Origin of the sequence: Streptomyces olivochromogenes (assembly GCF_021538895.1) — a bacterium.
Taxonomy (GTDB): domain Bacteria; phylum Actinomycetota; class Actinomycetes; order Streptomycetales; family Streptomycetaceae; genus Streptomyces; species Streptomyces olivochromogenes_A.
Window position 1 is genome coordinate 1 of record NZ_JADDRL010000180.1, and the last position, 12,620, is coordinate 12,620.

Annotated in this window: 11 protein-coding genes and 1 pseudogene; 9 read left to right on the plus strand and 3 right to left on the minus strand. The window is 72.5% G+C overall.

Going from position 1 to position 12,620, the window contains the following annotated elements; all coding sequences use genetic code 11:
- Positions 1 to 169 precede the first annotated feature (169 nt).
- On the plus strand, positions 170 to 928 hold the full coding sequence (locus IPZ69_RS44110; RefSeq protein WP_235460545.1) for an IclR family transcriptional regulator: 759 nt from the start codon (positions 170 to 172) through the stop codon (positions 926 to 928).
- Between the two features lie 277 nt (positions 929 to 1,205).
- Positions 1,206 to 2,474, plus strand: a complete 1,269-nt coding sequence (locus IPZ69_RS44115; protein WP_445330186.1) for a PP2C family protein-serine/threonine phosphatase — start codon at positions 1,206 to 1,208, stop codon at positions 2,472 to 2,474.
- 189 nt (positions 2,475 to 2,663) lie between these two features.
- Here the strand turns inward: IPZ69_RS44115 and ku are convergent, their stop codons facing one another.
- A complete protein-coding gene (gene ku, locus IPZ69_RS44120; RefSeq protein WP_235460546.1) occupies positions 2,664 to 3,800 on the minus strand; it encodes a non-homologous end joining protein Ku in 1,137 nt (378 codons plus the stop codon).
- A gap of 82 nt (positions 3,801 to 3,882) precedes the next feature.
- Here ku and ligD point away from each other — a divergent pair, with 82 nt between their 5' ends.
- A complete protein-coding gene (gene ligD / locus IPZ69_RS44125) occupies positions 3,883 to 4,764 on the plus strand; it encodes a non-homologous end-joining DNA ligase (RefSeq protein WP_235460547.1) in 882 nt (293 codons plus the stop codon).
- Between the two features lie 183 nt (positions 4,765 to 4,947).
- Here ligD and IPZ69_RS44130 read toward each other — a convergent pair whose 3' ends face one another.
- On the minus strand, positions 4,948 to 5,751 hold the full coding sequence (locus IPZ69_RS44130; RefSeq protein WP_235460548.1) for a nuclease-related domain-containing protein: 804 nt from the start codon (positions 5,749 to 5,751) through the stop codon (positions 4,948 to 4,950).
- Positions 5,752 to 5,850: 99 nt separating this feature from the next.
- Between IPZ69_RS44130 and IPZ69_RS44135 the strand changes: the two genes are divergently transcribed.
- The 6 genes and pseudogenes from IPZ69_RS44135 to IPZ69_RS44160 all read left to right on the plus strand — a co-directional run bounded on the left by IPZ69_RS44135 (position 5,851) and on the right by IPZ69_RS44160 (position 11,975).
- Entirely contained in the window at positions 5,851 to 6,357 is a 507-nt protein-coding gene (locus IPZ69_RS44135; RefSeq protein WP_235460549.1) for a protein-tyrosine phosphatase family protein, read from the plus strand.
- A 118-nt stretch (positions 6,358 to 6,475) separates the two neighbouring features.
- Positions 6,476 to 7,270, plus strand: coding sequence for a hypothetical protein (locus tag IPZ69_RS44140; protein ID WP_374296015.1), 795 nt, complete (start codon positions 6,476 to 6,478; stop codon positions 7,268 to 7,270).
- Positions 7,267 to 8,514 carry a sensor histidine kinase gene (locus tag IPZ69_RS44145; protein WP_235460550.1) on the plus strand — a complete coding sequence of 416 codons (1,248 nt, stop codon included), beginning with the start codon at positions 7,267 to 7,269 and terminating at the stop codon, positions 8,512 to 8,514. Before IPZ69_RS44140 ends, IPZ69_RS44145 begins: the two co-directional genes overlap by 4 nt.
- A gap of 79 nt (positions 8,515 to 8,593) precedes the next feature.
- Positions 8,594 to 9,955 (plus strand): FtsW/RodA/SpoVE family cell cycle protein, encoded by a 1,362-nt coding sequence (locus IPZ69_RS44150; protein WP_235460551.1) that lies wholly within the window; start codon positions 8,594 to 8,596, stop codon positions 9,953 to 9,955.
- The gene (locus IPZ69_RS44155) at positions 9,952 to 11,409 is read left to right on the plus strand and encodes a penicillin-binding transpeptidase domain-containing protein (protein ID WP_235460552.1); all 1,458 of its coding nucleotides are present in this window, start codon (positions 9,952 to 9,954) and stop codon (positions 11,407 to 11,409) included. The genes IPZ69_RS44150 and IPZ69_RS44155 overlap by 4 nt, the downstream gene beginning before the upstream one ends.
- 45 nt (positions 11,410 to 11,454) lie before the next feature.
- A pseudogene (locus IPZ69_RS44160) lies at positions 11,455 to 11,975 on the plus strand (DUF3291 domain-containing protein).
- Here the strand turns inward: IPZ69_RS44160 and IPZ69_RS44165 are convergent.
- On the minus strand, positions 11,959 to 12,620 hold a 662-nt coding region (locus IPZ69_RS44165; protein ID WP_235460553.1), incomplete at its 5' end, for a hypothetical protein. The pseudogene IPZ69_RS44160 and the gene IPZ69_RS44165 overlap by 17 nt on opposite strands.

Genomic DNA, 12,620 nt, shown 5'->3' on the forward strand with positions numbered 1-12,620 from the left:
GTCTTGCGGCTGTGTGTGGTGCCTCTGGTGCGTCTGGTTCTGCGGTCGGTTCGTCGATCGTGGTCAGGGCGGTGCGCGCCCGGTCACCTTGAAGCCTTTCGCGGTCGGCATCCGCGCAGCTCACCCCGCCTGTCTTGCCTGTGGTCGGGGCCCGGCGCACCCTGTCTCTATGGGTGCTCACTCCGGGCCCACGCTCATCAGCTCCGTGCAGCGGGCCTTTCGGCTGCTGGAGGCGGTGAGCGCGCATGAGAACGGGGCGCCGGCCAAGCAGCTGGCGCGGGAGACCGGGCTGCCGCTGGCCACCGCCTATCACCTGCTGCGCACGCTGGTGCACGACGGATACGTGCGGAAGCTGAACGACGGCGGGTTCGTCCTTGGGGACAAGGTGCAGACGCTGCACACCGCCGGGCAGGGGCAGACGCTGCTCAGCCGGGTGCGGCCGACGCTCGCCGCGCTGCGGGACGAACTCTCGACCGCCGCCTATCTGACCTTCTACGAGGAGGGCGAGATCCGGGTCGCCGAGATCGTCGACGGTCCCCGCACTCCCCGCGTCGACCTGTGGGTCGGGTTCGAGGACGCCGCGCACGCCACCGCGCTCGGCAAGTCCGTGCTGCGCGAGCTGGACGAGGACGCCCGCCAGGACTATCTCTCCCGGCACTCCCTCGCCGACCTCACCCCCCGGACCATCACCGATCGCCCGGAACTGCTCCGGCGGCTCGAAACCGAGCCCCTCGCCCCGGCGGTCACCGACCTGGAGGAGTACTCGCTGGGCACCGTGTGCGTCGCCGTACCCGTGTACCGCGGAGACACCCTCGGCTCGCTCGGTGTCTCCCTGCGCGCGGACCGGGCCTCCCGGCTGGAGGAGGTCCGGTCGCGGCTGATCGCGACCGCGGACCGCGTGACCAGGAGCCTTTCGCTCACCGGGTGAGCAAAAAACCGCCTGGTCAGAGGCCTGCTGCTCATTATTTGAAAATCCTCTCCTTGAGAGAGTCGCCGCGAACCTCTTATCTGAATTTATCGGACATTTCGGGAGCGCATCGCCGCGCACAGGTGAGGACTGCGGACCAGACATGAGCAAGGACCGAGACCACGGTGGCCACGGCCCACTGATACAGCCGTTCAGGAAGCGAGCAGGTACGAACATCGCGTCGGCGCGCGCCTGCGCGGCGGCCCGGAAGCGCACCGCCGCCCAGCTGGCGGCCGGTATGCCTGTGCTTCCGGTGCTGATCGTCTCCGTCGTCGTGGTCGTCGACATCGTCTCCGGTACGGGGATGACCTGGATGCCGCTGCTCGCCGCCGGTCCGGCGCTGGCCGCCACCACCAACGGGCCGCGCGGAGTCCTCTGCGTCGGGCTGCTCGCCGCGGCGCTGGGCGCCGTGATCGGCATCCGTGACAACGCTCCGGGCAGCAATCTGGCGGTCGTGGTGGCCGCCCTCGTGGCCGTCACCCTGGCGAGCACCCTGGCCGGCATGCTGCGCCGGCGCCGCGAGCGGGTGCTCGCCGCCGTCCGGTCCGTCGCGGAGGCCGCACAGCACGCGCTCCTCAAGCCCGTACCGGCGGCCGTCGGCCCCTTCCAGGTGGCCGTCCGCTACAGCGCCGCCGCGGCGGAGGCCCGCATCGGCGGCGACCTGTACGCGCTGGTGGCCACCCCGTACGGCGTCCGGCTGATCGTCGGCGACGTGCGCGGCAAGGGGCTGCCCGCCGTGAGCACCGCCGCCCTCGTGCTCGGCATCTTCCGCGAGGCCGCCTACGACGAGCCCGATCTCCTCGCCGTCATCGACCGGATCGAGCGCAGCCTCGCCCGTAACCTCGGCCCCGACGACTTCGTCACCGCCGTGGTCGCCGGATACCCCAGTCCCGGGCGGCTGGAGATGGTCAACTGCGGTCACGCGCCCCCGCTGCTGGTGCGCGGCTCCGACGTCGTGGCCGTCGAGCCGACCCGTCCCGCCCCGCCGCTCGGGCTGCGCGCCCTCTCCGGCGAGGTCCCGAGCCTGCAGATACTGCCCTTCTCCGACGGGGACCAGCTGCTCCTCTACACGGACGGGGTCACCGAGGCCCGCGATCACGGCCGTGAGTTCTACCCGCTCGCCTCGGGGCTGGCCCGGCACGTCTGCGAAGAGCCGGCGCGCACCCTGACCGCGCTGCACGATGATCTGCTGGCCCACGTGGGCGGTCGGCTGGACGACGACGCCGCGCTGCTCCTGCTGCGCAAGCCGGCCGTGGCCGACGTGGTCGTGGGCAGCGGCTACGAGGACCCGGCGGCCTCCGACGCGGAGCAGGCGGACGCCGCGGAGTACGAGGAGTACGAGGAGGACGACGCATACGCGGCGGACGGCGAGTACGCGAGCCCCGCGGGGCACGTCACGGAGGGGGCGTACACCCTCTCGTCCCGTCCTCGCCCTGGTTGCTCCGGCCGCTCCGGTCGCTCCGGGGGGACCGGGGGAACGGGGACGCCGATATTGCTTGAGGGCTAGCGCGAAGGAGGTCGCCTCGACGTCCGTCGCGGGCGGAGCGATCAGGGGTTTCCGGCCCAGAGGGATGGGGTGAAGCCGACTGGGGCCGGACCGGATCGCGCCCGCCCGCGGCGGATTGTGGACCGCCCCGGATGCCCGGACGGCACGCCTCTCATGATCAGCCGACGGGAACCGGTCCGCATCCGGAAGTCACGCCGTCCGCTTGCGAGGCGTCGCCTTCTTGGCCGTCGCCTTGCCCGCCGTCGTCTTCTTCGCCGTCGTCGCCTTCTTGGCCGCGCTCTTGGCAGCGGACGCGGACGCGGATCCCGTGCCCGCCCCGGCGCCGGACTTCCCCGCAGACCTGCTCGTCGACCTCGCCGTGGACTTCGCCGTCGACTTGCTCGCGGAGGCGGTCGTCTTCTTCGCCGCCGTCTTCTTCGCCGCGGACGTCGATTTCTTGCCCCCCGTCTCCTTCGGAGTGGCACGGGTGGTCGTACGGCGCTGGGGCAACGGTCTGACCTCGGCCTCGGCCTCGGCCGCCGCCGCCGCCGAGTCCGCCTCCGCCGCCTCGCCCCGCGACTCCTTCGCCGCGCGCACGCTCTTCTCCAGGGCCGCCATCAGGTCGAGCACCTTGCCGGCCGCCGCGGGGGCCGGGGCCTCGGGGGGTGCCTCGCCGGCCGCCTTCGCGGCGATGACCTCCTCCAGGGCCTCGCGGTACTCGTCGTGCAGGTCCGCCAGGTCGACCTCGCCGAGGGTGTCCATCAGGGCGTCCGCGAGATCGAGTTCCTTGTCGCGGACCGTGACGTCCACGTCGGGGGCCACGCCCTCGGGCGCGCGGACCTCGTCCGGCCACAGCAGACCGTGCATGGCGATCGCGTCGCCCACCACCCGCAGCATGCCCAGGCGCTCGCGGCCGCGCAGGGCGTACTTCGCGATGGCGACCTTGTTGCTGCGCTTCAGCGCCTCCCGCAGGAGGGTGTACGGCTTCGCGGCCGGGGCGCCGCCGGCCTGGAGGTAGTACGACGCGTCCATCTGGAGCGGGTCGATCCGGTCGGCCGGGACGAAGGCGACGATGTCGATCGTCCGGGCGGTGGGGATCGGGAGGTGGGCCAGGTCCTCGTCGGTGATCTGGACGATCGTGCCGTCCGCGTCCTCGTACCCCTTGCCGATCTCGTCCTGGCTCACCTCGCGGTCCTCCAGCTCGCAGACCTTGCGGTAGCGGATGCGGCCGCCGTCCTCGGTGTGGATCTGACGGAAGGAGATCGAGTGGCTCTCGGTGGCGTTCACCAGCTTGATCGGGATGCTGACGAGGCCGAAGGAGATGGCGCCGTTCCAGATGGATCGCACGTGCAGCACCTTTCCGATCGTTATCAGCCTGGAATCAGCTGGTTTCGGATGATGAGGGGCTATTTCATGGGATTCTCATGGTATGACGCCGATCACAGAGGTGGAGGGGCGCCGGATCGCGCTCAGCAACCTGGACAAGGTGCTGTATCCGGCGACCGGCTTCACCAAGGGCGAGCTGCTGCACTACTACGCCACCACCGCCGAGGCGCTGCTCCCCCACCTCCATGACCGGGCGGTGTCCTTCCTGCGCTACCCGGACGGGCCGGACGGGCAGGTCTTCTTCACCAAGAACGTGCCGCCGGGTACGCCCGAGTGGGTCACCACCGCCGAGGTGCCGCGCTCGGAGGGCCCGGCGCGGATGGTGCTCGTACAGGATCTGGCCTCGCTGATGTGGGCGGCGAATCTCGTCACCGAGTTCCACACGCACCAGTGGGTGGTCGGGGCGCCCGAGGAGGCCGACCGGCTCGTCCTCGATCTGGATCCCGGCCCTCCGGCGACCGTCGTGCACTGCTGCGAGGTCGCGTTGTGGCTGCGGGAGCGGCTGGCGGGGGACGGGATCGAGGCGTACGTGAAGACGTCCGGGGCGAAGGGGCTGCATCTGCTGGCCGGGGTGCGGGGGGCCTCGTCCGAGCGGGTGTCGGAGTACGCGAAGGGGCTGGCCGTGGCGGCGGAGCGGGCCATGCCACGGCTGGTGGTGCACCGGATGACGCGGAGTCTGCGGCCCGGGAAGGTGTTCGTGGACTGGAGCCAGAACGCCGCGCGGAAGACCACGGCGGCGCCCTACACGGTGCGGGCCCGGGAGGAGCAGACCGTGTCGACGCCGGTCACCTGGGAGGAGGTCGAGGAGTGCCGGGGGGCGGGGCAGTTGGTGTTCCGCGCGGGGGACGTGGGGGCGCGCTTGCAGGACTACGGGGACCTACTGGCCCCGCTGCTGGACGGGGGGCGGGCGAGCACGGTGCCGTAGGCGGGACGCGGCGGGGGCGGGCGAGCACGGTGCCGTAGCGGCACACGGGCCCCCGGAACGGCACACGGCAGACCGGCCGACACCCACACGGCTTACGCCGGCCCGATCGGCACCCTCACGACACACGACAGACCAGCCGACGCCCTCACGCCACGCAGCCGGCCACCCCGGCCACCCGGCTCCTCACACCCGCAACCACGTGTTCCGGTCCCGGGCCATCGCATGCAGCGCCTCGACGTCCGCCGGCTTCAGTACGCCCCCGAGCCGCGCCAGGCCCGGCAGCTCGGTGTCCTGGAGGACGCGGGTCTCGCGGGGCGCGGCGTTGGTCACGAGGGTCGCCGGGCCCGCGAGGGCGAGGAGTGGGTGGACCTCGGCGGCCAGTGCGTACGACGCCCGGTCGGCGTCGGCCCGGACCCGGCGCAGCAGCGGACGCGCCTCGTGGCGGCCGACGGTGACCATGGGGTCGGCCACCAGGACCCGCTGCTTGCGGGCGTAGAGGGTGTGGACGGCGTACAGGCCGCCGGGGCCGATCAGCAGGTGGTGGATGCGGTCGCCGCCGGGCAGGGGGAGGGAGTGCAGGGTGTGCCAGCCGACGCCGTCGAGCCGGTCCAGCGCCTCGCCCACGGTCTGCTCGGCCAGCAGGGCGCGGCGCCGCGGGTCGGGGCGGAGCCGGTGGGCGGGGCCGGGGTCCCGGTCGAGGGCGATCAGGAGCGCCTCGCCGGGGCGGTTGGGCGCCAGGTCGTCGTCCGGGTGCAGGGAGAGGCGGGCCAGTTCGGCGGGGGTCGGCACCGGTGGTGGTCCCACCGTCACCGGGCCCGTCAGGAAGGGGCCGAGCGCCTCCAGTACGTCCTCCCGGCGATCGTCGCTGAGCAGGTTGACCCGGGCCGCCTCACGGTCGTACCAGGCGACGTTCTTGCCGTCCGTGCGGCAGACGTACAGCCGTTCCCGGCCGTGCCGCCAGGCCGGAACGACGCGCAGTCCGCTCATTGCCATCACCCCTCGACCATGGGAACAGGCGGGGTGCTCCGGGGGCAAGAACCCGGTTACCTTTGAGAGCGGTTGGGTGGCGGAGTTGGGGAGGCGTCGTTGCGGACCCGCAGGAAGCAGCCCGACGTACCGGCTCCGGGCAGTCCGTGGAGTGAGATCGTGCCCGGTCTGTGGATGGGTGGGCACGAGTTCGCCGGGCAGTCGGGACAGCTGGAACTGGCCGTCGTACGGGATGAGTTCGATCTTGTGCAGACGCTGCTGAGGCTCCCGGGGCACGGGCCCGACCCGGGCGTCGAGCACCACGTGTGGCCGATTCCCGACGGCCCGCTGGACGGTACCCAGCTCGCGGGGGTGATGCGGCTGGCCCAGGCCGCCGGCGACGCGCTGGACGCGGGCCGCAAGGTGCTCGTCCGCTGTTATCACGGCTACAACCGGTCGGGCCTGGTCGTCGCGCACACCCTGATCCGCCGCGGCCGCCCCGCCGACGACGCGATCCGGCTCATCCGGTCCCGCCGCTCCCCCTGGGCCCTGCACAACGAGCTGTTCGTGGAGTACCTGCGCGCGGGCCTGTCGACGGCCCGGCTCCTGGAGGAGCTGGCGGAATGAGGGGTACCGGTCCGGCCCCCGGCATCCGCCGCGTCACCCACCCGAGCGAGTAGCGAGATAACCGTTTCTCCGGACGAATAGGGTGGGGCCACCGAACCGTTCAGGCCACAGGAGTCACGTGCTCGTCAGCCGTCCCACCCGCACCCACCGCATCGCCCGCATCGCCCGCACCGCCGTCGCCGTCACCCTGCTGACGCTGACGGCGGCGGCCTGCGGGGACACGGGCGGGCTGCAGGGCGCCGGCGCGACCCCCACCGCGGTCAGTCCCGTCAAGCTGTGGCCCGATCTGCGGCCGGCGTCCAGCCCGGCCTGGCCGTACGACGAGGGGGAGACGGAGACCGTGAAGGGGATCAAGGCTCCGGACGACGACATCCACAAGGTCGATCCCGTCGCCGTCGTCCGGGCCGAGATCGCCGCGCACCCCGAGGACTACGACGGCGCGAAGGCGGCTTACCGCGACACGGCCCGGCGGCTGGACGACTGCGAGCGGGGCGGGGACCGCGCGAAGTGCCCGCTGCTGCGGCCGTACTACCGGGACCTCACCGGTGACGGCCGGGACGACATGACCCTGGGTTTCCGGCTGTACCCCACCAATCAGACGGCCGTGCGCGTGTACACCTTCGAGTCGGGGCGGCTGGTCCAGGTCATGGCCAACGACGACGCGGTCCTCGGCGTCGAGCTGGCCGGCCGCTCGGTGATCGTCCGCTCCCCGGCGGGGACCTCCGGCTACGAGTACCGCACGACCTGGGCCTGGGACCCGGACCAGCGGGCGATGGTGTTCTCCCGCGACGAGTTCCTGCGCACGGGCCAGTCCAGGCACTCACCGGCACCGAGCGCGTCCGCCTCGTCCTCCCCTTCCGCTTCCTCCGCCTCGTCCGCCTCGTCCGCCTCTTCCTCTACGAGCCCCCGATGAGACCCCCGCTCCCCCAGTGGGCCGGGACGCTCGCGGCGAAGGCGGCCGCGTTCATCACGGTGATGTGCTGCGCGCTGGCCGCGCTGCTCGGCGTCCTGGTGCATGTGTCGGTGACCGACCAGACCGTCGGCCAGGCCCGCGACCAGGCGCTGGACCGGCTGTCGGACGTGACGGACGCGTATCAGGCGGGGGACGCGCTGCTGCCGGGCGCCCGGGTGGATCCGGCGGAACTGCCCGCGCCGCTGCGCAAGCTGACCCTGACCGGGGAGCGCGGCACGATGGTGGCCACGTACCGGGGCCGGCCGACGATGTGGGCGGCGGGGCCGGCCGACGGCGGCCGGGCGCTGGCGGTGGAGATCGACTACTCGCAGCAGGCCCGCACCATCGCCGGGCTGGACGGGGCGATCCTGTGGTCGTCGGGACTGGCGATCGGGGCGACGCTGCTGGTCGGCGCGTTCGCGGTGACCCGGGTGACCCGGCGGCTGCACGGCACGGCACGGGTGGCCCGGCGGATCAGCGCGGGCGATCTGGACGCCCGCGTGAACGATCCCCGTACGAAGGACACGACCCGCCCGCCGGACGAGGTGGCCGCGGTCGCCGCCGCGCTGGACTCGATGGCGTCGAGCCTGCAGAGCAAGCTGCTGAGCGAGCAGCGGTTCACCGCGGACGTGGCGCACGAGCTGCGCACCCCGCTGACCGGGCTGCACGCGGCGGCCGAGCTGCTGCCGCCGGGCCGGCCGACGGAGCTGGTGCGGGACCGGGTGGCGGCGCTGCGCACGCTCACCGAGGACCTGCTGGAGATCTCCCGGCTGGACACCGGCCGGGAGCAGCTGGATCTGGACGCCGAGGAGCTGGGCGCGCTGGCCCGGCGGGTGGTGCGGGCGTCGGGGACCGACACCGAGGTGCGGGTCGTACGGGACGCGCGGGTGGAGACCGACCGGCGCCGGCTGGAGCGGGTGCTCGGCAATCTCGTCGCCAACGCGCACAAGCACGGCGGGAGTCCGGTGGTGCTGACGGTGGACGGGCCGGTGGTCACCGTGCGGGACCACGGGGACGGCTATCCGGACTATCTGGTGGACCACGGGCCGCAGCGTTTCCGTACCGAGGGCGGGGCGAAGGGGCACGGGCTGGGGCTGACGATCGCGCTGGGCCAGGCGGAGGTGCTGGGCGCCCGGCTGACCTTCGCGAACTCCGCCGACGGCGGTGCGATGGCCACGCTGACGCTGCCTCAGGAGGACGGCTAGGGCTGACCCGTCCGAGGGCGCGCCACGCTGGCGCTTGCGGCGAGGCATACAAGCCGCCCCATTTAGGTAAGTTCCGGACATGACCAAGGCCGGAACCACCGTGGCAGCGGCGCGGACCACCGCGCCCGCCGTACGTCTCCCCCGGCGCCGTGGCATCGAACTCGCCCTCATCGTGCTGGCCGTCCTGCTGTCCGTGTACGGCTACTGCGCCGTGGGCCTGGCGAAGGCGGGCACGGTGCCGCCCGGCGCCCTGGGCTACGGCGCCGGGCTCGGCGTGCTGGCCCTCCTCGCGCACGTGGCGGTGCGCGTCCGGGCCCCGTACGCCGATCCCCTGCCGCTGCCCATCGGCGTGCTGCTCAACGGCCTGGGCCTGGTGCTGATCTACCGGCTCGACCTGGAGACGCCCGGCGCCCGCGCGGCCCCGGCCCAGCTCGTGTGGTCCACGCTCGGTGTGGGGCTGTTCATCGTGGTCGTCCTGGCCCTGCGCGACCACCGGATCCTGCAGCGCTACGCCTACGTCTGCGTCGTCGCGGCACTGGCCCTGCTCACCCTCCCGATCCTCTTCCCGGCGGTGAACGGGGCCCGCATCTGGATCCGCGTCGCCGGATTCTCCATCCAGCCGGGCGAGTTCGCGAAGCTGCTGCTCGCGGTGTTCTTCGCCGCCTACCTCGCGGCCAACCGCAGCGCGCTCGCCTACGCGGGCCGCCGCGTCTGGTTCGTCCAGCTGCCCACCGGCCGCGTCCTCGGACCCATCGTCACCATCTGGCTGATCAGCGTCGGCGTGCTGGTCCTGGAGCGGGACCTCGGCACCTCGCTGCTGTTCTTCGGCCTGTTCGTGGTGCTGTTGTACGTGGCCACCGGCCGCACCGGCTGGATCGCGGTCGGCCTGCTGCTCGCCGTGCTCGGCGCGGTGGCCGTCGGCTGGCTGGAGCCGCACGTGCACAGCCGGTTCCAGGACTGGCTGCATCCGTTCGCCACGATCGACGCGGGCCTGGGCCCCAACCAGCTCGCCCAGTCCCTGTTCGCCTTCGCGGCGGGCGGGGTGCTGGGCGCCGGGCTCGGCCTCGGCCACTCCGTCCTGATCGGCTTCGCCGCCAAGTCGGACTTCATCCTGGCGACGGCGGGCGAGGAGCTGGGACTGGCGGGACTGTCCGCGATCTTCCTGTTGTACGGGCTGCTCGTGGAGCGCGGCTACCGGGCCGGGCTGGCGCTGCGCGACCCCTTCGGCCGTCTGCTCGCCGTCGGCCTCGCCTCGATCCTGGCGCTCCAGGTGTTCGTCATCGCCGGCGGGGTGACCGGGCTGATCCCGCTGACCGGCATGGCGATGCCGTTCCTGGCGCAGGGCGGCTCCTCGGTCGTCACCAACTGGGCGATGGTGGCGCTGCTGATCCGGGTGAGCGATTCGGCCCGCAGCCAGTACGACGGCCAGGTCGCGCCATGACCAGGTACATCCGGCACGCCATCGCCTTCTGCGCCCTGCTGCTCGTGGCGCTGCTCGTGAACGCCGCCCGGGTCCAGGTCTTCCAGGCGGGTTCCTACGACGACAACCCGGCCAACCGCCGCCCCACGATCGCCCGTTACGCACAGCCGCGCGGCGACATCCTGGTCGACGGCATCGCGGTGACCGGCTCCCGGGACACCGGCGAGCAGCTCCGGCACGAACGGACGTACGCGAACGGGCCGTTGTACGCGCCGGTCACGGGCTTCGCCTCGCAGGAGTACGGGACGACGTTCCTGGAGCACGCCGAGGACGGCATCCTGTCCGGCACCGACCCGATGCTGGCGCCGCTGCCCCTGTGGGACGACGTCTCGCGGGCCCGGAGCCAGGCCGGGAACGTCGTCACGACCATCGACCGGGCCGCGCAGGAGGCGGCGTTCCGGGGGCTGGGCAGGCGCAAGGGGGCGGTGGCGGCGGTGGAACCGTCGACCGGCCGCATCCTGGCGCTGGTGTCCGCCCCGTCCTACGACCCCGCCGAGCTGTCCGGGAACGGGGAGCCGGTGAAGTCGGCGTGGGCCCGGCTCAACCAGGACCCGGAGAAGCCGATGCTCAACCGGGCCGTAAGGCAGACGTATCCGCCGGGGTCCACCTTCAAGGTGGTCACCGCGGCGGCGGCGCTGGACTCGGGTGTGGTCGAGGACCTGGACGCGCCCACCGACTCCCCCGACCCCTACACCCTGCCCGGCACGAGGACGCGGCTGACGAACGAGTCCGACGACTGTGTGGACGCCTCTGTGCGGGCCGCCTTCGAGTGGTCCTGCAACACGGTGTTCGCGAAGCTCGGCGTGGACGTGGGGGTGGAGGCCATGACGACCATGGCCCAGTCCTTCGGCTTCAACGACACGAGCCTGCGCATCCCCTTCTCGGTGGCGCAAAGCACCTTCGACACCCAGGTGGACCGGGCGCAGCTGGCGCTGTCGTCGATCGGGCAGTACAACACGCGGGCCACGCCGCTGCAGATGGCGATGGTCGCGGCGGCCGTCGCCAACGGCGGGCAGCTGCGGGAGCCGTACCTGGTGGACCGGACCGTCCGCAGGGGCGGCGAGACGGTCACGACGACGGGTTCCCGCCCCCTGCACCAGGTCATGAACCCGGCGACGGCCGTGCGCATGCGGGAGTTGATGACCGACGCGGTGAAGGAGGGCACCGGCGCCAACGCCGCGATCCGGGGGGCCACGGTGGGCGGCAAGACGGGCACCGCCCAGCACGGCATCGGCAACGCCGGCACGCCGTACGCCTGGTTCGTCTCCTGGGCGCAGGGCGACCACGACCTGGAGCCCGAGGTCGCGGTCGCGGTGGTGGTGGAGGACGCCGCTGCTGACCGCGGCGACATCAGCGGCGGCGGGGACGCGGCGCCGATCGCGAAGGCGGTGATGCGGGCGGTTCTCGGCCTGTGAGACGGGGGGTACCGCGGGCCGGGACCACCGACCTACCGTTCGGTCATGACCGCATCCGCAGCGCACGAACTCGCCCAGGTCAACATCTCCCGACTCAAGTTCCCCCTGGACTCACCGGAGTTGAAGGACTTCGTCGACGCGCTCGACCCGGTGAACGCGGTCGCGGACGCGGCCGACGGATTCGTCTGGCGGCTGCAGAGCGACTCCGGGAACGCCACGGACGTGTCGGTCTTCGGGGACGACTGGCTGATCCTCAACATGACGGTGTGGCGGGACACGAACGCGCTCACCGCGTTCATGTATCAGGGGCAGCACCGGGAGTTGATGGCCCGGCGGCGGAGGGGGTCCCCCCTGCTCGAACGAAGTTGAGAGCTTGGGGGAGGTTCGAGCGGATCACCGAGGCGATGACCGCCCTGTGGTGGGTGCCGGCCGGCCATCGGCCCACGGTCGCCGAGGCGGAGGAGCGGCTGGTGCACCTGAGGGCGCACGGCCCGACGCCGTACGCCTTCACCCTGCGGACGTCGTTCCCGCCCCAGGAGGTGCCGGAGGTCAGCCGATCGCTTTGATCATCTCCGAGCGGGCCTTGAGGGCGTTCGCGGCGGCGGTGTCGAGGTCCACGTCGGAGGCCTTGTTCGTGAAGGCGTCCCGGCCGATCTCGGCGACCGCCGCGGCCGTGTTGTCGTCCGCCCAGGCGCAGACCGGGTAGGTGAGGGTCACCGCCGACTGCTTCTGGACGAGCACCTCGCAGCTGACGGTGGCACCCGCGCCGGACGGGGTGATCTCCTTCGCGGGGCCGGCGATCTGCACGCCGTCCGCCTCACCGGCGCCCTTGAGCATGTTGCGCCGGATCAGGTCCGGGTGCTTGAACCGGCCGTACATGCCGGACACCACGAGCGTGCCCTTGGTCTCGTCGCCGCCCGGGCTGTAGCGGCCCACGACGGCGTCGGTGACCTTGGCGTCCCAGGCGCCGTCCGCCTCGTCCTCGATCTTGCGGCCCTCGGAGTCGGAGAGGTCCTCGACGAGCTTGTACTTCTCGTCCAGCAGCACCCGGGGCAGGGTGAGCATCATCTTCGCCTCGGGGAAGCCGCTTTCGGCCTTGGCCCCGATCAGCGCGAGGGCGACGACGATCGCGACGACCGCTCCGACGCCGCCGCCCACGATGCCCACGATCATGCCCACCCGCCGCTTCTTCGGCGGCGGTTGCATCATCG